Origin of the sequence: Winogradskyella arenosi, from assembly GCF_003337305.1 — a bacterium.
Classification (GTDB): Bacteria; Bacteroidota; Bacteroidia; order Flavobacteriales; family Flavobacteriaceae; genus Winogradskyella; species Winogradskyella arenosi.
In genome coordinates, this window is the sequence record NZ_QPJO01000004.1 from 341,168 (window position 1) to 362,153 (window position 20,986).

At 35.5% G+C, this 20,986-nt stretch carries 24 protein-coding genes; 14 read left to right on the top strand and 10 right to left on the bottom strand.

From position 1 onward, the window contains the following. Window positions 1-26: 26 nt before the first annotated feature. Both DFQ08_RS13050 and DFQ08_RS13055 read left to right on the top strand, forming a co-directional pair. The gene (locus DFQ08_RS13050; RefSeq protein WP_114310458.1) at window positions 27-779 is read left to right on the top strand and encodes a 5'-nucleotidase C-terminal domain-containing protein; all 753 of its coding nucleotides are present in this window, start codon (window positions 27-29) and stop codon (window positions 777-779) included. A 69-nt stretch (window positions 780-848) separates the two neighbouring features. Continuing rightward, window positions 849-1,763: a bifunctional metallophosphatase/5'-nucleotidase gene (locus DFQ08_RS13055; RefSeq protein ID WP_114310459.1), complete on the top strand. Its 915-nt coding sequence runs from the start codon at window positions 849-851 to the stop codon at window positions 1,761-1,763. Window positions 1,764-1,839: 76 nt separating this feature from the next. Here DFQ08_RS13055 and DFQ08_RS13060 read toward each other — a convergent pair whose 3' ends face one another. The 6 genes from DFQ08_RS13060 to DFQ08_RS13085 form a co-directional block, all read right to left on the bottom strand. Next, a complete protein-coding gene (locus DFQ08_RS13060) occupies window positions 1,840-2,580 on the bottom strand; it encodes a hypothetical protein (RefSeq protein ID WP_114310460.1) in 741 nt (246 codons plus the stop codon). 101 nt (window positions 2,581-2,681) lie between these two features. Next, window positions 2,682-4,676 (bottom strand): NAD-dependent DNA ligase LigA, encoded by a 1,995-nt coding sequence (gene ligA / locus DFQ08_RS13065; protein ID WP_114310461.1) that lies wholly within the window; start codon window positions 4,674-4,676, stop codon window positions 2,682-2,684. A 5-nt stretch (window positions 4,677-4,681) separates the two neighbouring features. Beyond that, a complete protein-coding gene (locus DFQ08_RS13070; protein WP_114310462.1) occupies window positions 4,682-5,734 on the bottom strand; it encodes a hypothetical protein in 1,053 nt (350 codons plus the stop codon). 25 nt (window positions 5,735-5,759) lie between these two features. Continuing rightward, complete coding sequence (locus DFQ08_RS13075; protein WP_114310463.1) at window positions 5,760-6,341, bottom strand: LOG family protein; 582 nt, start codon at window positions 6,339-6,341, stop codon at window positions 5,760-5,762. 1 nt (window position 6,342) lies between these two features. After that, entirely contained in the window at window positions 6,343-7,209 is an 867-nt protein-coding gene (prmC, locus tag DFQ08_RS13080) for a peptide chain release factor N(5)-glutamine methyltransferase (protein ID WP_114310520.1), read from the bottom strand. 2 nt (window positions 7,210-7,211) lie between these two features. Then, window positions 7,212-7,703 carry a GNAT family N-acetyltransferase gene (locus tag DFQ08_RS13085; RefSeq protein WP_114310464.1) on the bottom strand — a complete coding sequence of 164 codons (492 nt, stop codon included), beginning with the start codon at window positions 7,701-7,703 and terminating at the stop codon, window positions 7,212-7,214. 62 nt (window positions 7,704-7,765) lie between these two features. Here DFQ08_RS13085 and DFQ08_RS13090 point away from each other — a divergent pair, with 62 nt between their 5' ends. From DFQ08_RS13090 to DFQ08_RS13110, 5 genes are read left to right on the top strand one after another with little or no spacing between them, the layout of a single operon-like run. Further along, window positions 7,766-8,224 (top strand): LEA type 2 family protein, encoded by a 459-nt coding sequence (locus DFQ08_RS13090; RefSeq protein ID WP_114310465.1) that lies wholly within the window; start codon window positions 7,766-7,768, stop codon window positions 8,222-8,224. A gap of 2 nt (window positions 8,225-8,226) precedes the next feature. Further along, window positions 8,227-9,279: a bifunctional diaminohydroxyphosphoribosylaminopyrimidine deaminase/5-amino-6-(5-phosphoribosylamino)uracil reductase RibD gene (gene ribD, locus DFQ08_RS13095; protein WP_114310466.1), complete on the top strand. Its 1,053-nt coding sequence runs from the start codon at window positions 8,227-8,229 to the stop codon at window positions 9,277-9,279. Window positions 9,280-9,324: 45 nt separating this feature from the next. Then, window positions 9,325-9,936 carry an HAD family hydrolase gene (locus DFQ08_RS13100; protein WP_114310467.1) on the top strand — a complete coding sequence of 204 codons (612 nt, stop codon included), beginning with the start codon at window positions 9,325-9,327 and terminating at the stop codon, window positions 9,934-9,936. After that, window positions 9,933-10,784 (top strand): EamA family transporter, encoded by an 852-nt coding sequence (locus DFQ08_RS13105; protein ID WP_114310468.1) that lies wholly within the window; start codon window positions 9,933-9,935, stop codon window positions 10,782-10,784. The genes DFQ08_RS13100 and DFQ08_RS13105 overlap by 4 nt, the downstream gene beginning before the upstream one ends. Next, complete coding sequence (locus DFQ08_RS13110) at window positions 10,784-11,389, top strand: IMPACT family protein (RefSeq protein WP_114310469.1); 606 nt, start codon at window positions 10,784-10,786, stop codon at window positions 11,387-11,389. Before DFQ08_RS13105 ends, DFQ08_RS13110 begins: the two co-directional genes overlap by 1 nt. On the opposite strand, the gene DFQ08_RS13115 is transcribed toward DFQ08_RS13110, so the two are convergent. Next, complete coding sequence (locus tag DFQ08_RS13115; RefSeq protein WP_114310521.1) at window positions 11,384-11,791, bottom strand: acyl-CoA thioesterase; 408 nt, start codon at window positions 11,789-11,791, stop codon at window positions 11,384-11,386. The genes DFQ08_RS13110 and DFQ08_RS13115 overlap by 6 nt on opposite strands. Before the next feature lie 200 nt (window positions 11,792-11,991). On the opposite strand from DFQ08_RS13115, the gene dnaA reads away from it, so the two are divergent. From dnaA to DFQ08_RS13150, 7 genes are all read left to right on the top strand, one after another. Further along, window positions 11,992-13,419 (top strand): chromosomal replication initiator protein DnaA, encoded by a 1,428-nt coding sequence (dnaA, locus tag DFQ08_RS13120; RefSeq protein ID WP_114310470.1) that lies wholly within the window; start codon window positions 11,992-11,994, stop codon window positions 13,417-13,419. Window positions 13,420-13,430: 11 nt separating this feature from the next. After that, the gene (locus DFQ08_RS13125) at window positions 13,431-13,889 is read left to right on the top strand and encodes a low molecular weight protein-tyrosine-phosphatase (RefSeq protein ID WP_114310471.1); all 459 of its coding nucleotides are present in this window, start codon (window positions 13,431-13,433) and stop codon (window positions 13,887-13,889) included. A 58-nt stretch (window positions 13,890-13,947) separates the two neighbouring features. Then, the gene (locus tag DFQ08_RS13130; protein WP_114310472.1) at window positions 13,948-15,369 is read left to right on the top strand and encodes a PQQ-dependent sugar dehydrogenase; all 1,422 of its coding nucleotides are present in this window, start codon (window positions 13,948-13,950) and stop codon (window positions 15,367-15,369) included. Beyond that, on the top strand, window positions 15,369-16,085 hold the full coding sequence (locus DFQ08_RS13135; protein WP_114310473.1) for an SAM-dependent methyltransferase: 717 nt from the start codon (window positions 15,369-15,371) through the stop codon (window positions 16,083-16,085). Before DFQ08_RS13130 ends, DFQ08_RS13135 begins: the two co-directional genes overlap by 1 nt. Window positions 16,086-16,446: 361 nt before the next feature. Then, entirely contained in the window at window positions 16,447-17,166 is a 720-nt protein-coding gene (locus DFQ08_RS13140) for a hypothetical protein (protein ID WP_114310474.1), read from the top strand. Between the two features lie 153 nt (window positions 17,167-17,319). Beyond that, the gene (locus DFQ08_RS13145) at window positions 17,320-17,739 is read left to right on the top strand and encodes a hypothetical protein (protein ID WP_114310475.1); all 420 of its coding nucleotides are present in this window, start codon (window positions 17,320-17,322) and stop codon (window positions 17,737-17,739) included. Next, window positions 17,729-18,163, top strand: a complete 435-nt coding sequence (locus tag DFQ08_RS13150; RefSeq protein ID WP_114310476.1) for a hypothetical protein — start codon at window positions 17,729-17,731, stop codon at window positions 18,161-18,163. The genes DFQ08_RS13145 and DFQ08_RS13150 overlap by 11 nt, the downstream gene beginning before the upstream one ends. 97 nt (window positions 18,164-18,260) lie before the next feature. Here DFQ08_RS13150 and DFQ08_RS13155 read toward each other — a convergent pair whose 3' ends face one another. The 3 genes from DFQ08_RS13155 to mltG all read right to left on the bottom strand — a co-directional run bounded on the left by DFQ08_RS13155 (window position 18,261) and on the right by mltG (window position 20,985). Next, entirely contained in the window at window positions 18,261-18,917 is a 657-nt protein-coding gene (locus DFQ08_RS13155) for a peptidoglycan-binding protein LysM (RefSeq protein ID WP_114310477.1), read from the bottom strand. A 117-nt stretch (window positions 18,918-19,034) separates the two neighbouring features. Continuing rightward, window positions 19,035-19,991, bottom strand: a complete 957-nt coding sequence (locus DFQ08_RS13160; protein ID WP_114310478.1) for a DUF2279 domain-containing protein — start codon at window positions 19,989-19,991, stop codon at window positions 19,035-19,037. Beyond that, a complete protein-coding gene (mltG, locus tag DFQ08_RS13165) occupies window positions 19,942-20,985 on the bottom strand; it encodes an endolytic transglycosylase MltG (protein WP_114310479.1) in 1,044 nt (347 codons plus the stop codon). The genes DFQ08_RS13160 and mltG overlap by 50 nt, the downstream gene beginning before the upstream one ends. Between the last annotated feature and the right edge of the window lies 1 nt (window position 20,986).

Consider the following 20,986-nt stretch of genomic DNA (forward strand, 5'->3'; position numbering starts at 1 on the left):
TTACAAACTTCTTATAAGTTATTCTAATGTCTATAAAACATCTTTTAAACCTCTGTGTACTACTGCTTATCTTCTCTTGTGCCTCGTCAGAAATTTCTAAAATTGAAGGCAAACGCTTAGATATTGATGCCACTTTAAAGACCGATCAGGCCATTGACGATTTTATAAAACCTTACCGTCTTCATATTAATAAAGACATGGATAGCGTTATTTCTTACGCGCCAGAAACCTATTCTAAAACCGATGGTAAATTTAATACGGCTATAGGAAACTTTATGGCCGATGCTGTTTATGCTGAAGGAAATCCCGTATTTAAAAAACAGACTCAAAAAGATCTTGATTTTGTGTTATTAAATTATGGTGGGATCCGATCTATAATTTCTAAAGGAAATATTACAACCCGAACTGCCTATGGTGTTATGCCGTTTGAAAACTCTGTTGTTGTCGCTGGTTTAAAAGGCACTCAAATTATGGAAATGACGGAATACCTTTCTCGCGGAAAACGAGCGCATCCTATATCAAAACAATTACAGTTAACCTTAGATGAAAACGGAAAAGTAAAGTCCGCTACCATTCATGGCGCTCCTATTGATGAGAACAAGACCTACTATGTGGCTACAAATGATTATCTTTATGATGGCGGTGATGGCATGACGTTTTTCCATCCTAATGAAGGTCTTTATGTTTTAAACTATAAAATAAGAAACATTCTTATTGACCACTTTAAAAAATACGACACCATTAATCCTAAAAGAGACCAACGTTTTATTAAATTATAAAACGCATTCATTTATATCTAAACCTATTTTACGAAGTCATCCTTATAATATACCGTAAATAAAAGACCCATGAAAAGAAGACAATTTATACAAAAATCAACAGCAGCAACTGTATTAGCAAGTGTTGGTGGTCTCAGCTTACAATCTTTTAGTTCTACCAAAACAAAAAAAATAACCATACTACATACTAACGATGTCCATAGCCATATTGACCCTTTTGGTCCAGAAGATGGTAGAAACGCCAATAAAGGTGGTGTTGCTAGGCGTGCCAGTTTAGTAGAATCTATTAGAGCTGAAAATCCGAATACCTTATTATTAGATGCCGGAGATATTTTTCAAGGAACCCCTTATTTTAACTATTACGGGGGTGAGTTAGAATTTAAACTCATGAGTATGTTAAAGTATGATGTTGCTACCATTGGTAATCATGATTTTGACAATGGAATTGATGGGTTGTACGCTCAAATTCCACATGCTGATTTTGAATTTGTTTCCGCCAATTACGATTTTACAAACACCGTGATGGACACGCATGTAAAACCGTATAAAATCCTTGTTAAGGACGGTATTAAAATTGGAATTTTTGGATTAGGCGTTGAGTTAGAAGGCTTAGTCGGTAAAGACATGTATAAAGAAACGGTATACCTTGACCCTATTGAAAAAGCTCAGGATATGTCTCGTATTTTACGTGAAGACGAAGGCTGTGATTTGGTCATTTGCCTATCGCACCTCGGTTACGAATATAAGAATGCACCACAGAAAGTTAGCGATATTTCTCTAGCAAAAGCGACTAAAGACATCGATCTTATTATAGGAGGCCACACGCATACCTTTTTACCTAAACCAACCGTAGAAACCAATAGTGTTGGCAAAAGTGTTTTAGTTAACCAAGTGGGCTGTTTTGGTTTATACTTAGGACGCGTTGATTTTTATTTTGAACCTGGAAGAAAAGTAAAATCTGATGGCGCTTCTATTATCGTTTAAATCTGAGACTGAATAGCTTTAATCGTGTTTACGGCTTTGTTCTCATGAGATTTTTAAAATGAAATACCCCAATGACTTAATCTATACTGTAATTTTCATCGGTATAATCTTGTATTGGACCTGAAAACTCTTGCTGAGATTGCAAGTAAAAGAAGGTCAGCGCAATCATAAAGAATAGCGAATAGATAAAGCCTAAATTATCATCTTTTAAAATATAATAATAGCTCAGCTGAATAATTTCTGAAAACACGATAAAGATAGACCCTATTAAAAAGAGCATCGATTTATTAGTGTTGCGATACATATAGTTAATTAAGGCTAAGGACAACAACAGCATCACAACAGCATTATATGTATACTCTAAAGCGTACTCATAAAAATTGAAAAAGCCTTCTGTTGTATTAGAAATAAGCGTAACACTGAACACGTCTAAAACCAATAAAATGATGATAGGTATTGTGAGTTCTTTAAAGACTGTTTTAAAATCGAGTTGCCTAATTATCTCAACAATAAGTAACGTGTAAGCGATAAGATATAGTGTATTGATACTAAAATAAATACAATCTATATTCTCTATCGCGACCTCAGGTTTTGACCAAGCCGAGACATTAATAACCTCAGCTAAGGCGTATAACACCAAAAACGATAAAAATAATTTGGAAACATTAGGGGTCCAACCCACATACAAAATGGTCAATAGCACCATGATGACAGCACTTGTCAAAGCCCCCTCAAACTCCAACGACATCGTTTGAAAAAAAACATAGGTTACCGCCAATAGCAGTAATACTATTTTTAAAATTCTCTTTACTAACATTAATTATCCCTTATTAACGTTAGCAAATATAAACAAATATCTAACTTTTAAACGATAAAACTATGTAATTCACCGAATAAATGTTATTTTTATGTAAGAATTTACTTCATTTTATTCAAAAAAGACATTTCCGTTAAAATATTGATATTCAAACGCTCTGCTTTTTCACGTTTACTAGGCCCCATTTTATCTCCAGCAATTAAGAAACTCGTTTTTGATGAAATGGACGACGATACTTTTCCGCCGTTATCTTCAATAAGTTTTTTTAATTCGTTTCTAGAAATCGTTTCAAAAACTCCTGAAACTACAAAAGTCTGTCCTTTTAATTTCTCAGTTTGGTTGGCAAGTTGATCTGCAGAAATTTCTAATTGTACACCAAAACTTTTTAAACGCTCAATAATGGCTTTATTTTCTTCAGCATTAAAAAACTCCACGACACTTTGAGCAATACGCTCCCCTATTTCATCTACGGTAACTAAATCTGTAAGCGACGCCTGCATTAAAGCCTCTACAGACTTATAATGCTTAGCGAGTTTCTTTGCCACAGTTTCGCCCACATAACGAATTCCTAAAGCGAATAGCACACGCTCAAAAGGAATTTGTTTAGACGCTTCAATACCATTTACTAAATTAACCGCACTTTTTTGAGCCATTCGCTCTAATGGAATCACTTGCTCTACGGTTAGGTCATATAAATCAGAGTAATTAGAAATTAAACCTTCTTTTACCAATAGTGTTACAGTTTCACCGCCTAAACCATCAATATCCATAGCTTTCCTTGAGATAAAATGCTGAATACGGCCTGCCACTTGAGTAGGACAGCCATTGTAATTAGGGCAGTAATGCTTGGCTTCACCTTCTAAACGAATCAGTTCTGTATGACACTCCGGGCAATGGCTTATATATTCTGTAGGCACAGAATCTTCTGGTCGTTTTGTAAGATCTACTGCGATAATCTTTGGTATAATTTCACCGCCTTTTTCAACAAATACCTCATCGCCTTCACGAATGTCTAATTTTTCAATCTGATCGGCATTATGTAATGAGGCACGTTTTACAATCGTTCCCGCCAATTGTACCGGTTCTAAATTCGCTACAGGCGTAATAGCCCCTGTACGCCCCACTTGATAGGTTATTTTATTTAATCGGGTTGAGACTTGTTCGGCTTTAAACTTATAAGCCATAGCCCAACGTGGCGCTTTTGAGGTAAAGCCTAACTCATCTTGCTGGTGAAGATTATTAACTTTAACCACGACCCCGTCAATTTCAAAAGGTAAATCAAATCGGTGGGTGTCCCAATAATTAATATAATCTAAAACCTCATCTATAGAATGGACTAATTTGGCTTCTTGAGGCACTTTAAAACCCCATGACCTCGCTTTTTCTAAACCATCAAATTGCGATTCAATATTAAGGTTATTGCCTACAATACTATATAGTAAACATTCTAAAGGACGCTTTGCAACTTCAGCACTGTCTTGTAATTTTAAACTTCCAGAGGCCGTATTACGAGGGTTTTTATAAGGATCTTCACCATTTTCTATACGTTCCTCATTCATCTTTAAGAAGCCTGTAATTGGTAATACAATCTCTCCTCTAATATCAAAACGTTCCGGAAAATCGCCCGTTAACTGTAAAGGCACCGTATTTATAGTTTTTATATTACTCGTAACCTCATCGCCTTGAACACCATCACCACGTGTTACCGCACGTAGCAATTTACCTTTCTCATACGTAAGACTTATAGAAGCTCCATCATATTTTAGCTCGCAAGTATAACTTACATCGCCATCTACCATTTTTTTAACACGCGCTTCCCAATCCTGTAAATCTTCTTTAGAATACGAATTATCTAAAGAATACATTCTTGAGTCGTGTACTATGGTTTTAAAATTTTTAGTCACCGCACCACCCACTCTTTGGCTAGGGGAATTGGCATCAAAAAACTCAGGATGCGCCGCTTCTAATGCTTGAAGTTCTTTTAATTTAATATCAAAATCGTAATCGCTAATAGTAGCTTCGTCTAAAATATAATAATTGTAGTTATGCTGACGTAACTCTTCGCGAAGCGTATGTATTTTATCTTGTATATTCATAGGTGTTATAAAATCGTAATCTTTAAGCGTTGGTAATTTTCATTGTAAGCACCATTTTTCTGCCAATAAGCATTAATGTGTACTACGTTACTTAAAAACGAATTGTTAGACAACCAAACCCAATCTGGTTGATCTGCAATGGTCCAATTTAAAAAATTTAAATTGTGCATTGCGCTTAACTTTCCGTTTTCAATAGTTCCCCATTGTACAATTCCTCCGCCTTCATAAGGCTCAAAATTAAGGGAAATAATATGCTTCTGATCCGGTGAAATTTGTGGGGCAACTTCAAAAAGTGCCACCTCTTCCCCTGTTGTTTTATCGTACAAGCTAACATCACCACTCTCCCAATATTGTCCTGAAACCACATAGCTATTTAAAACCTCTAGGTCTCCTAAGTACTGATAAATTTGCTGGCTATCTTCGGCATTTTCATCATTAATATCTTCAATACGCAAGGTGCCATTTGCTGTTGGCAATTCTAAAACTCCGGCTTCTTTCTTATAGGCCTCTGGGTTTGTAAATTCAGTTCCCCGTTTTAGAACTGCCTTAGGTACAGTGTTATCTGCCACCAATTCTAATTTTAAGAGCTCCTTTAGACATTTTGTTGGTGCATTATAATCATCAGTAAGTAAATAATATTGACACAATTCTGAATCGTAAATTTTCACTACTTTAGCGCTGCATAAATACCCTTCAAAAATATAGGCTTCTACATGACGACTAGAGTTAGTCGTTTCTAAATAATAGTTTATAATGGCTTTTCGCCCTGTTAAAACTTGCCCCTGATCGTAAACCTCAAAGACCTCATCGGTATACCCTAAAATTTCAACTTGAGCAGCATTAGCTAACTTGCCAATTATTTGATTGTTTTGGTCTCTTACATTCAAGCCATTTTCAGCACATACAAAAGTATTTTCCCTCTTCGCAATACGCTGCCTTTTCTCAACATTAAAATACTGAGCAATACGCGCCTGCTCAAGCCTTAATGGCGCTTTGTTTGTTTCACCATATAAGGAGAAACAACACAGGACTATACATAAGAGTGCTAATTTTTGCATGCTTTAAACTTTGGATGGCTTCAGATTAAAGACCTTCTTTATTTAACCACTGAGGTGCAGGTAAAGGTTGGTAATTATTCATTTTTTCTAATAGGCCTTCAATTGTACTATCGATAACGACCGCATCTAAATTTTCTTGTTTTAGAAAGCCACGCTCCACCATCATTTTACTTTGAGCAATAAGCGCATCATAATAGCCATTGCTATTTAAAATACCTATTGGCTTTGTATGCAAGCCTAATTGTCCCCAGGTGGTAATTTCAAAAAACTCATCCATAGTCCCAAATCCTCCTGGAATAATGATAAACCCATCACTTTTGTCGTACATAATAACCTTACGGTCATGCATATTATCGGTGATAATTAATTCTGAAAGGCCTGTATGCACAATCTCCTTTGTTTTTAAGAAATTAGGAATAATACCTATAACGTCACCTTTTGCATTTAAAGCGCCTTCGGCCACCTTTCCCATAAGTCCAATTTTGGCAGCACCATACACCAAGGCCATTCCTTTTTGAGCTATAGTTTGACCTAATTGAACGGCTTCATTTATAATTTGGGGATCATTACCATCACTACTTCCACAAAAAACAGCTATACTTTTCATATTATACTTTTAGTCCTTTAAGCATTCTATCGTTTCCACTAAAATCTTTCAGTAAAACTACATTTTCAAATTCAGTTTCTTTTAATAAGGCTTTAGTTTCTTCGCCTAGATATTGGTTAATTTCAAAATACAGCGCGCCTTTAGATTTTAATTTCTGAAGGGCGAAATTAGTAATAGCTTTGTAAAACACCAAAGGATTATCATCTTCTACAAACAACGCTAAATGAGGTTCATTTTCTAAGACGTTAGGCTGAATTTCTACTTTCTCTAAAACTCTTACATAGGGCGGATTAGACACAATGACATCAAAACTGATTTCTGAGGCCCAAGCCGCGTTGGTAGCATCATCTAAAATACTTGCTTCTACCCAAGTGATCTCTACCTTATGCTGTTCTGCGTTTTGTTTGGCCACCGCTAAAGCGTTTGAACTTACATCCAAAGCGTAAACTTGAGCATTGGGCAAATTTTTAGCTAATGAAATGGCGATACAGCCCGAGCCTGTTCCGATGTCTAATATTTTTAGGTTTTTAGCATCTGAAGCATGAGCCTTTATTATTAAATCTACCAACTCTTCAGTTTCTGGTCGTGGAATTAATACATTTTCATTCACCTTGAAGTTAAGGCCGTAAAATTCGGTTTCCCCTAGCAGGTACTGTATAGGCTTCTGTTGCTTTAAATGCTCTAAGGCCGTTATAAAAAGCGTCATTTCATCTTTGGTAATGGTAAATTCTGGTTCTAAGCTGAGTTGAATTCTTGGCACGTTTAAATAATGTTCTGTGCACATATAGAAAAAACTGCCCACTTCTTGCGTCCCATAAATGGCATCTAATTCGTTATGAAAAATACCTTTAAGCTCTAATAATTTCATCTTTACAACGCTTTTAACATCCATACGGTACATGAATAATGTCCGGTGTTCCCCATTGGTTTTTCTAACGGTTTAAAACCGACTTTCTTATAAAGTTTCCTCGCGTCCTCCATATAAGGTAAGGTTTCTAAGTAACACTGCTCAAACCCTGCTTGTTTTGCAAAATTGAGACATGTTTCCATCATTTGGCTCCCTAGTCCTTTGCCTCTCGCCTCAGGCATAAAATACATTTTTTGTAATTCGCATACCTTTCCTTCATAGTTTTCTAAAGGTGCTATTCCGGCTCCACCAATAATCTCATCGTTATGTGCCACCACAAAATAAGCTTTATTGGCCTCATTATAAGTTTCCGTCATACAATCTAAAGCCGCATCTTCATAAGCTGTCCCTACTTTAGGCACGCCCATTTCTATTAAAACACTCCGAATGGCTTTGGCAATCTTAGGATTATCCTTCGCTTCAATTTCTCGAATAACAATAGTATCTTTACGCACTAAACTTTAATTTTTAAGGCTGAATTATTTTCGGCGAGAAAGATACATATAAAAAGAATTTTATGCTGAAAAGAGTCTTAATGTTTTCCCTATTTTTTACACTATTGGTCAGTTGTTCTTTCACTAAAAAGCCCGAATTTGTTAGGTTAGAGAACATTGAAGTCATTGACTCTAATTCTAAACAGATCACCATTAGAGCGGAAGCCCTATTTTTAAATAAGAATGATGTTGGTGGCACCTTAAAAACGGACGACCTAAAAGTCTACCTTAATGATTTAGAATTAGCTTCGGTTATTTCTGATGAATTTGATGTGCCAAGAAAAGAAAAATTCACCATTCCGCTAACCGTAAAGGTGGCCACCGAAAGCATAATGAACGATAAAAATTTGGGCAGTCTCCTTGGAAGCCTACTCACTCAAAGCTTACAACTGCATTATAAAGGCGCTATTAAATATAAAATTTTGGGTTACTCCTCTACCTATACGTTAGATGAAATTCAAGATGTAAAAATAAAATTTTAAGATTGACTTCTCACGACACTTACATTAAACGTTGCTTACAAATTGCTAAAAATGGCTTAGGCAGTACGAGGCCCAACCCTATGGTAGGTGCTGTTATTGTTTACAAAGACCAGATTATTAGTGAAGGATTTACCAGTGCTTATGGAGGCAACCATGCCGAAGTAAACGCAATTAACGCCGTAAAAGACCCTTCACTTTTAGAAAAAAGTACGATTTACGTCACCTTAGAACCTTGTAGCCATTTTGGAAAAACACCACCTTGTAGCGATTTAATTATAGCCCGTAAAATTCCAAATGTCGTTATTGGTTGTGTGGATGATAATCCGGAAGTGGCCGGAAAAGGCATTGCAAGCCTAAAAGCTGCAGGTTGCCATGTCACCGTGGGTGTTTTAGAAGCGGAATGCAAGGAACACCACAAGCGTTTTTTTAGCATCCATCAAAAACAACGGCCTTATATTATTTTAAAATGGGCCGAAACACAGGATGGCTTTATAGCGCCTAAATCACGAAACGAACAGAAACCAGTTTGGATTACAAATAAGTACTCTCGTCAGCTTGTGCATAAATGGCGTGCCGAAGAGCAAGCCATTTTAGTAGGGACACAAACCGTGATAGAAGACAATCCTAGCTTAACCGTTAGAGATTGGTCCGGAGCCAACCCCATTAGAATTGTTTTAGATAAAGATTTTAAATTAGCTCCTGAAGCTAACATTTTTAATACCGACGCAGAAACCCTTGTTATTGGAGGTGCAAACCATGAGCTTGAAGATGCATTACCGTCTAACGTCTCTATAGATTGGAGCTTAAAACAGGACATTGCGAAACAAATCTGTGCGGTTTTATACCAGCGTAATATAAATTCTGTCATTATTGAAGGTGGCGCTCAAACGCTACAAACCTTTATAGACGAAAACCTTTGGGACAAAGCCAGAGTCTTTATAGGACCGTCGCAATTTAATGAAGGTGTAAAAGCGCCTAAGCTCAACGGGCTTTTAGTTTCAGAACAGTCTATTTTAGACGATACGCTAAAGATTTTCAAACCAAAATCTAAATAACCAATTAACACAATTAACACCCCGTATATTAAAGGGAAACTACTTATGATTAAAACACTAATTTTCGATTTTGGCGATGTCTTTATCAACCTAGATAAACAAGGCGCTTTACAAAATGCTTTAAACGTTTTTCAACTTAAAGCCTTAGATGCAGAAATAAACGCAACCAATGAATGCTATGAAATGGGAAAAATGTCTACCGAAGCATTTATACAGTTTTATAAAACAAGGTTTCCGCATTTAGATGAACAAAAACTTGTAGAGGTATGGAATTCTATCCTTAAAGATTTTCCGGAACATCGTTTAGAGTTTATTCAGAATTTAGCACAACAAAAGCAATATAAGCTGATTTTGTTAAGCAATACCAATCACTTACATATTGATGCTGTAAAAGCTAGTGTACCATTTTTTAAAGCCTTTAAAAATTGCTTTGATGTCTTTTATTTATCGCAAGAAATTCAATTTAGAAAACCTAATGCCGATATTTTTGAATTTGTTCTAAAGGAAAACAATCTGATAGCCGAAGAATGTCTTTTTATAGACGATACTAAAGCGAATACAGATACGGCGGAACGCCTCGGTTTTCATACCTGGAATATTGATGAAACCCAAGAAGATGTTGTCACACTTTTTGAAACTAAAAAGGACCTCTTTTGATTTACTTACTTATAAGCATCCTATCCTCTACAGCCATTTTTGTGCTTTTTAAGCTCTTAAAGAAATTTAATATAGATACACTTCAAGTTATCGTTGTAAATTATTTTATAGCTTTCTTTTGTGGGGTGCTATATTATGATGGCGAGGTAAATCCATCTGAGATTGTACAATCTAGTTGGTTTATCGCGGCTATAATGCTCGGGTTCTTGTTTATAGCCATCTTTAATGTTATGGCGTTAACGGCTCAAAAAAATGGATTATCTGTAGCCTCAGTGTCGAGTAAAATGAGTGTGATTATCCCTATTATTTTTGGTATAATTGTTTTTAATGAAAGTATTGGAGCGCAAAAAATTATAGGGATTCTTATCGCTTTAGTCGCGGTCTTTCTCACTTCCCTTAAAGAAAAAGGAAACGTCGTCTTAAAACAGTCTATCTATTTGCCCTTGATTTTGTTTTTTGGATCTGGAACTATAGATACCTCAATCAATTATTTTGCGCCAGATGATCAAATCCCGCTGTTTTCAGCAACGATATTCGCCATGGCAGCCCTAATCGGCGTTTTGCTTCTAAGTTTTAGAGCCTTAAAACCAAAAAATAGCCTTACACTTAAAGCTATCCCTTTTGGGGTTACCTTAGGGATTGTAAATTATGGCTCCATTCACTTTTTGTTAATGGCCTTACGCGTAGAAAACACAGAAAGCTCTACCCTATTTACAGTAAACCATATTGCGATATTAGCACTCTCTACTATAATAGGGCTCCTTTTCTTTAAAGAACAAATTTCAATAAAAAACTGGATAGGTATAGTCCTAGCCTTAATAGCCATCTTATTAGTTACTTTAGCATAATGGAAAACGATTTATACAAAACCATAAAAGCACCGGCTCAAGGTGAATTATTTAAGGATAAAAACAGTAAGTTTTATGGCTTTGCTTTTCCTGTTACTCATGAAGACCATGTTAAAACGCATTTAGAAGCCATAAAAAAGGAACACTATGCGGCTAGGCATTGGTGCTACGCCTACCAAATCGGCATAGAAACCCTTCATTATAGAGCTAATGACGATGGCGAACCCAACAATTCTGCTGGAATGCCAATTTATGGGCAACTCCAATCCTTTGAAGTCACCAATACACTAATTATCGTTGTGCGGTATTATGGCGGTGTAAAACTTGGTGTTGGCGGTTTAATTAATGCTTATAGAACAAGTGCGCAATTAACTTTAGAAGCGTGCGAAATTGTAGAACGCACCATTAACTCCTCTTATCAACTCCAATTTGAGTATAAAAACATGAGCAAAGTGATGCGTATTTTAAAAGAAAATGACGTGCAAATCACCAATCAAATTTTAGAACTTGATTGTTTATTAGAAATATCAGTTAGAAAAAATCACAGTGAAAAAATATTTGAACTTTTTTCACATTTTTTTGGTGTTGAAATTAAGACTTTATAAGGTGTAATTTTCAAGTTTTTCTAAGAGATATTTTGGACATCGTGTTGGTCGATTTCGTTCCATATCTACAAAAGCCAAAACGGTGTTTCCGGTGACTAATAAGACGTCAGATTCGTTATAGATTTCGTAGAAAAATTCTATCGATGCAGTGGGCATTTTTTTAAGCATGGTCTTCACCGTAAGAACATCATCATAGCGTGCAGAATTCTTGTAATTTATAGATAATGAAACAACAGGCAGCATAATTCCATCATCCTCCATACCTTTATAACTAAGGCCAAACTCGCGTAACCACTCGGTTCTTCCCACTTCAAAATAGGCCGCATAATTGGCATGATAGACCACTCCCATTTGATCTGTTTCGCCGTAACGTACTTTTAATTTAGTTTCATTATAATCCATATATTTTAGCTTTAATAAGTATAATTTTGTACATTTAAAATGTTTTTTAAACATGGGAAAAAAATTCTAAAGATTCGACGAAATTAGATTTTTTTTTTAAGAATTTTGTTCACATATTTGCCCTGTTGAAAACTACAAGAGAAATCATTTCTCTTTTTTTTTACTAATCTAATTTATCAATAAAAAACTTAAGTTAACGAATGGGGATCACAGCGCAATCTGTATGGAGTAATTGTCTCGCTTTTATAAAAGATAATATACAACCGCAAGCCTATAAAACTTGGTTTGAACCTATAGATGCTGTCAAACTTTCTGGTAATGCATTGAGTATTCAAGTCCCAAGTAAATTCTTCTACGAGTGGTTAGAAGAACATTATGTAAAGATTTTAAAAGTATCATTACATAAAGAGCTAGGCGAAGATGCCAAATTGGTCTATGTGATCAAAATGGAGAATACCTACGGGAATAAACAACCATTTACAGAGAAGATACCAAGTGCTAATAGATCAGCCTTAAAATCTCAAGATGTAGATGTGCCATTCAATAACAAAAGCCCTGAGCTTAAAAATCCATTTATAATTCCTGGAATTAGAAATGTTAAGATTGAATCGCAGCTTAACCCGAGCTATAGTTTTGAAAATTTCTTAGAAGGAGACTCTAACCGATTGGCTAGAAATGCAGGAATTGCTGTAGCCAATAAACCTGGTGGAACCTCTTTTAACCCGCTTCTTATTTTTGGAGGTGTTGGTCTAGGAAAAACACACTTAGCGCATGCCATTGGGGTAGACATTAAAGACAAATATCCTGAGAAAACAGTACTCTATATTTCTGCTGAAAAATTTACGCAACAGTATATAGACTCTGTTAAGAAAAACAATAGAAATGACTTTATTCATTTCTATCAAATTATCGATGTACTGATCATTGATGATGTGCAATTCTTATCTGGTAAAACAGGTACTCAAGATGTATTCTTTCATATTTTTAATCACCTGCATCAAAACGGGAAGCAAGTTATTTTAACAAGTGACAAGGCTCCTGTAGATATGCAAGATATTGAACAACGTTTATTATCGCGTTTTAAGTGGGGACTTTCTGCTGAATTGCAAACACCAGACTTTGAAACTAGAGTCTCTATATTAAAGAACAAACTTTATAGAGATGGTGTTGAAATGCCAGATGACATTATTGATTATGTTGCAAAACATATAAAAAGTAATGTTAGAGAACTTGAAGGTGCTATAATTTCGTTAATAGCGCAATCATCTTTCAACAGAAAAGAGATTACAATAAACTTAGCGAAAGATATCGTAGAGAAGTTTGTTAAAAATACTAAACGTGAAGTCTCTATCGATTACATTCAGAAAGTAGTTTCAGATTACTTCCAAATGGATGTTAATACGCTACAGTCTAAAACAAGAAAACGTCATATTGTTCAGGCACGTCAATTAGCTATGTTTTTTGCAAAAAAATATACTAAAGCGTCCTTAGCAAGTATTGGTTCTCAAATAGGACAACGTGATCATGCCACAGTATTACACGCCTGTAAAACTGTTGACAACCTCTCTTCTACAGACAAACAATTTAGAAAATACGTAGAGGACTTGTCTAAAAAACTAGCCCTTTAAACCTAATTATTATGACACGTATCTTAATGGTGTGCTTAGGTAATATTTGCCGTTCACCGTTAGCACATGGCATAATGCAAGCGCAATTACCTGAAGATCTATTTTATGTAGATTATTCAGGTACTGCAGCTTACCATATTGGTAAATCTCCAGACAAACGCTCTATTGCTGTAGCTCGTAAACACCATATTGATATTAGTGGACAACGTGCCCGTCAGTTTCAAGTTTCGGATTTCGATACCTTTGATATCATCTATGCTATGGATGATGCTAATTACCACGACATCCTAAAATTAGCTCGTAATACCACCGACCAACATAAAGTAAAACTATTTTTAGAGGCCAATAGCAGCATTCAAAATAAAAATGTTCCAGACCCGTATTACGGTGATGAAACGGATTTTGAATATGTGTTCAATTTAATTAACGACACCTCTAAAATACTTTCTAAAGAATTGATTTCCTTATAGATAAGCAGTTTTTACCTCACTTTTTTGTAAATTAGTAGAGAACCTTAATTCCATTAAGATGAAAACTTCTAATTTATTGCTCTGCTTTTTAATGCTTACCTGGACAACGTTCTATGGACAAACCCTAGAATTAGAACTCTTCGCCTCTGGGCTTAATAATCCTGTTAATATAAAACAGGACGGCTCTGAAAGTCTCTATGTGGCCGAACGCGATGGTTATATTAAAGTCCTGCAAACCGATGGCACTGTAGAAGCCACCCCCTTTTTAAATATAGACGCTAAGGTTTCTGACTCAGGAAACGAAAGAGGACTTTTAGGTTTGGCTTTTCATCCTAATTACACCAACAACGGTTATATCTACGTCAACTATATTAATAATAGCGGCAACACTGTTATAGCGCGCTACACACGAAGCTTAGAGAATGAGCTTCAAGCCGATCCAAATTCAGAATTAATAATCCTTACTATAACCCAGCCTTATAGCAACCACAACGGCGGAGAAATGGCTTTTGGTGCTGATAACTATTTATACATCTCTACCGGAGATGGGGGTTCTGCTGGCGATCCACAAAATTACGCGCAAAATAAATTAAGCTTATTAGGAAAAATGTTGCGCATTGATGTAGATACCTTTACCGCCTCCGAAAATTACAGTATTCCATCGTCTAATCCTTTTGTGAATAGTTCAGAAGCACGCCCTGAAATTTGGGCCTATGGCTTAAGGAACCCTTGGAAATTTTCATTTGACCGTCTTAATGGTGATCTTTGGATTGCCGATGTGGGACAAAGTAATTATGAAGAAATAAACTATGCCACTGAAATCGAAGCGACATTAGGTCTTAACTATGGTTGGAAATGTTATGAAGGTAATACCCTATTTAGCTCAACGACTTGCAGTGAAAGTGAAACTTACACGTTTCCTGTTGGGGGTTATAATCATTTTAACGACGGACTTTCCAAATGTTCTATCACAGGAGGCTATGTCTATCGAGGTACTAATTATCCAAATTTTCAAGGGGCTTATTTTTTTGCCGATTATTGCAGTGAAGAAATTGGTTCTCTTGTTTACGACAACAATACCGAAACATGGATAAGACATTTAGAAGCCTTTTCTGGAAACTGGTCTGCTTTTGGAGAAGACTTCAATGGCGAACTTTATATTGCTGATCTTAACGGCGGATTAATCTATAAACTTAAAGATCCTGCGCTTGGCCTTTCCGATTTATCTTATTTTGAAACTTCTGTGTATCCAAATCCTGCACAAAACAATATAAATATTAACTTTGGCTCACATGCGTCTTTAAATGCTTTAAGTGTTATCCAGATTTATGATTTACAAGGGCAAAACTTAAAAAGCATTTCTGTGCCGCAGTTAAACGCTAATAGTATTGATATCTCTTTCTTAGCGAATGGTATCTATATTATTAAAATTAGCACTAAAAACGGACAAGAAAACCTACACCAATTAATTAAATATTAATGAGCAATTCTAAAGGCAACCTATACCTTATTCCAACGCGATTAGGAGACAACCCTCCTCTAGAGGTCTTACCTATTTCCATAAAAAAAATAGTTGAGGAACTCGATTATTATATTGTTGAAAACGAAAAAACAGCACGTCGTTTTATAAAGCGTATTTCCCCGAGCAAATCGCAACCCAATCTAAAGCTTCAAGTCTTAAATAAATATACCACTGAAGAAGAACGCAATACGTTTTTAAATCCTTGTTTAGAAGGTATTTCAATAGGCTTATTATCTGAAGCGGGCTGTCCAGCTATTGCAGATCCGGGAGCAGACATTGCTGGTTTAGCGCACGAAATGGATATAAGAGTGATGCCCTTAGTAGGCCCTTCCTCTATTCTACTCGCCTTAATGGGATCTGGAATGAATGGCCAAAGCTTTACCTTTAATGGCTACCTCCCTATAGATAAAAGCGAACGTAAGTCGAAATTAAAAACCTTAGAGCGCTTATCTTCGGAACACAACCAGTCGCAAATATTTATTGAAACACCGTATAGAAACATGAAGATGTTAGAGGATTTGGTGTCTATACTACACCCTAATACACGGGTTTGTGTGGCTTGCGATTTAACCTTACCTACCGAGTTTATAAAAACCAAAGCCGCCAAGGATTGGAAACACAATAAGGAAGATTTCCATAAGCGCCCAGCCATCTTTATCATTCAAAAAGACTAAGTCCGTGGCGCTTTAAAACCCAAATGACTATATATACTGTTTTTTACTCCGTTGATTGTGGTGTATGGTATTTTGTTATGTGTAATTCTAAAATTCAGAAGTAACATACAAACTTGAGTCAATAGCTGATATTTGGAATTGTAGGCTTCCCCTTTTTAAGGAAGCCTACAAAAGCACGATTAAAAGCCAGCACATAACACAATAAATAATTTATGGCTAGTTCTCCTCTTCTTACAAAATCCTAAAGATTTTACTTTTCTAATGCGCTACGCTCAGTTCTATTCGGTTTTTATTTGCTAAATTACGTACTTAACCACGCAACTAAGTAAACAACAAAGGTTGTAGCGAATTTGGGAACACTATGAGATTAAGTTTAATATTCATTTTAATTTTCTGTTTTCAACCTGTCTCGTCTCAAGAAAAGGATCTATTTAAACTTGAATTTACAACAAATGAAAAGTCGGACTTTGAAACTGATTATAGTTCTTTCAAACGAAAGTCTGAACATTTTTATGAAGATGAAACCTACATTGTAAAAGATTCTTGCAGAGGTGAATTTGGTGGTGTAATTGAATTTAGAAACAAAGACACTGATAGAGTTTTTGTTGCGAAAGCTACTTGCCCTTCTTCTTTAATAAAAACGAATAGTAAATTTTACTTAACGACTTCGTTGGCTCATTTATCAGGGTCTTCAGGGATATATGAAATTAATGACCCAAAAGAACTGACTGAATTAAAAGTAAATGATTCTGAAAAGGACAAATTCTTTAAAAAGAAATCCGATAGCGGACTTAAAGAATTATATAGAAATATAGGAGGTACAATACTTGTGAGTTTTCCGTATCAAGATAAACTTTATTTTATAACATCTAACAAAGACGGAACTTATCTAACGCAACAAATAGATTCAAAATTTATTAAAATAAAGAAACTACTAGACGACAAAGTTTATACTTACGAAACTGGAATTAAAATTACAGATAAAGATCACTATGTCAATAATTTTCAGATTGGATATGGTAAAGAAATAGGATTTTTTGACATCAAGGATAACGTCATTAGAATAAATTTATATAAGTAGAAATCTGGCTACAACACCATATACAATTAATTGCTTAGTTCATTACCGACCTACGAAAATTTCAATAGCATTGTCTCTCTGTGATTTGTTTGCTAAATTAGTTGCTTAACCACGCAACTAATTATTTCCCATACATCATCAATAAAACAACGAATGAGTACGGAAAATAAAGATGAATTGGAACAACAAGACAAGACCATCCGAAAAAGTCTTGCAATGGTATTTATTCCAATTTTTCTTATACTGATCTTGTTATCTATTTTTCAAAATAATTCAAAAAGCTATCTTGAAAAACAATATAAAAAAATCCGAAATAACGCCTATGCAGGAACAGTAACAAACCTATTGCCTGATAATAATAACGGACGTACAAGAGCAATTCTCATTGATGATAAATTTGAAAAAAAAATACCTTTTTCCTTATACAAAAAACTGACTATTGGAGACTCCCTTTATAAGGAAATGGATTCAGATTTTGAATATTATATCCTTAAAGCAAAAGGAGACACTATAAAAAGAGATGTAAATGACTTCTATCGGAAAAAATATTTTGACCAACTAAATGAAAAATAAAAAGAGTAACACCCAATGTCCTGCAGCACCGCCCAATAAAAAGGAATATATCACCACTATTGGAAAGCTACTAGTCGCTGAACACGGAAAGCATAACTATTATAAGCCAGAAGACGTCAAAAAAGCCTCAAAAAAATCTAAATATTATGATTCTAAAAATGGGATTGATTGGCATTGTTGGGCTATGTGCACCTTCTCATCTCATACGGACTTTGACGCTTATCACAAAATTACAGGAGAAGTTTGCAATTATGTTGAAATGAAAACCGAAATGTTAAGCGGACTGGCCATTTCCACCTCCGATGATTGGTTAGCCATTTCTGATATCGATATTGACGCTTCGTGGTTAGATTTCGGGAGTAGTTTTGACGAACTATTTGAAGGAATTGGCGAATTTATTGGAGGCATATTTGACGGCCTCTAAAAACACAGTAGACCTCAATGCATTACAACATAAAAATGCTCTAAACCTTAAACCATCGTTTAAAATTTAGAGCATTTTCTAATTTTGATTCTAAAGTCTAAAGGGTAACTCTAGCTTTTTTATCGGGCTTAATCATTGAGGTATCATAGCCTGAAAATTTCTTCATATAATACTTTACAGAAGCCCCATAAGCATCAGAGAAATTTTGTCCGCCATAACTGCGTAAAAATTTCTTTACACTTCCTGGTCCGGCTAAATGTGCTGCTGCCAAAATACCAGACTCGGTAACTTTTACACCTGCAATATTTTTACCTTCAAAACGCTTAATATCGTTTCTTAAAACCCACTTATTACGTTCCGCATTCGCAATAAATGCTTTTTCTTGTAATTCTGGATTATAGAGAAACTGATTAGGGTTATAGATTCCTAATACTTTTAAGGTTTCTGCCCCAAACTGATATTTACCTAAGTACCCTAAAGTATTTACGGTAAAATAATCACCTCTAGATTCTTTAAAGGCTAAGGCTTCTTTAAACCCTTCAAAGGATTTTCCTAAGTAAGGTGTAAATACATTAGATTTAACGCTATGATCTGGCGTTGCCATCGCTAAATCTTCAGAAACTGTAAAATCTAATTCCAATCCTTCTGTGGAATACACGTCTGGATTAAGAGCTGAATCTGGATACAAGGCCAAAGCCATAAGTAAACAAATTGAAAATGGTAATACTATATTCTTTACGCTATTTTTAATCATAACAGCTAAATTATTATAGTAAAACGGTTGTTTGAACCATTTCACAAAATTCGCGTGCAAATATACAACATTTTTTCAAATACTGAAAACCAATGCTTTAAGTGTTAATTTTTTAACTTAAAAGTAGATATAGTGCCACTTTATCCGACCATCGCCATTTAATTGAAGGGTAGGAAACGGGATCTTAATAAGGTTGAAAACGTCAAATAGTGTTTTGAGCAAGTGAGAATTTGTCTTAATTCGGCTTAAATCAACATCCAAACTAAGGTAATATTGTCGTTGCCTATTCTGATTTAAAAATAAGGGATCTTGAGCTTCTCCCGTTAACATACCATCGGCTCCGTAACCAAATGCCACATTTAACCAATTAGGAATCCCTTCTGTTTTTATGAACGAATTAATATTGGCACTTAACCAATAGGTTTGTCCATTATAGTCTTTTAAAAATTCTTCCGTTACGCCATTTCCCAATTGATCTGGACGCTGTGCCGCAAATTTTGTTTGATGAAAAGAATATTTTAAGAGCAAACGTTGCTCGTTCCACAGTAAATCTTGTCCTATATATAAACCTGTTCCGGCAGCATTGGCAGCCATATCTGTCCAAGAAAAGCCCCATTCTTCCGAAAAACCATCCATAAATTCAACGGCGGTAAGAAAACCTAAACCTAAAGTTGCCCCATACATAAGTTGCTCTTGCTTTGACACACCAGACCACTTTAAGGCCTGTGCCCCTAACCTACCTATATGGTAAGACGAGTACATATGGCCCATTTTATCTAATTGCAACCACTCGCCACTATCGTCTAAGGTTTTAAAATTGGATTGCTCATAATCAGCATACCACAATTCATTTAACGCCAATAACGTACTTGTGGCCATTATAGATTCCGTAATAAGTACGGTATTCCTTCTAGAAATGTTTAAGGAATCACTAGGCGTTAAAAAAGCATCGAATTTCGATTGTGCATAAAGCCCAACACTAAAGCCTAAAAAGCAAACGCTATAGCATAAAAACCGTTTCACCTTATTTATTAATCCCTTGAGATGATAAATAACGGTGATATGCTCTTGCATAACTATTGTGCTGTGCTAAAGATTTTGCAAATTTATGATAGCCTAAACGCTGAGCATCCGCTACAAAATAAAGGTAATTATGAGATTCCGGATTTAAAACCGCTTTTATAGCCGACAAATCGGGCATAGCAATAAGTCCTGGAGGTAAACCTAAGTTTTTATAAGTATTATAAGGTGAGTCAATGGTTTTATGCACATTTAATACTCGTCTAATAATTGTATCTTCATATTCGGGCAATTGATAAGCTGCAAATTTTAAAGTCGGATCGGCCTGTAGAGGCATACCAATACGCAGTCTGTTTAAATAAACCCCAGCAACTCGAGGTTGCTCATCAGCTTGTTTTGATTCTTCATGAACAATAGAGGCTAAAGTGATCACTTCACTAGGTGATAACTTCAACTTTTTAGCTTTAGCCAATCTGGCTTCCGTCCAAAAACGGTAGTATTCCTTAAGCATACGCTCTCTAAACGTTTCAGCAGAGGTATTCCAGAAAAACTCATAACTATTTGGCAAGTACATCCCTAAAGCCGTAGCCTTAGTAAATCCGTTTTTAGATAAGAATGTGGAATCCGTCATCGCTGCATACAAGGCTAAACTATCCGCTTCAATCTGCATGCTTATACGCCCTGCTAAATCTTTTAAACGGTGCTGATTGTTAAAGGCTACTTTCACCGGAAGATTTCTACTTCGTATAGAATTTATAATATCATTATTATTCATTCCTTTGGTAATTGCAAAACGACCTGCCTTAATATTAGAAATGTATTTCTTCTGTTTTGCTAAAGCATCAAAAGCCTCGATATCCTTAAGCAAAGGTTCTAACTGCGATCTTACCTCAGAATACTTAGCGTTGGTAGGCACATAAATGTAAGCTGTTTTGTTTTCAAAATTTGTATTTGGAGAAAACATGGTGCTGTAAATATAATAGGCAAAGGCACCAAAAATGGCTAAACCAATAAGAGCAACAGCCCATAAAATTTTTTTAATATACATA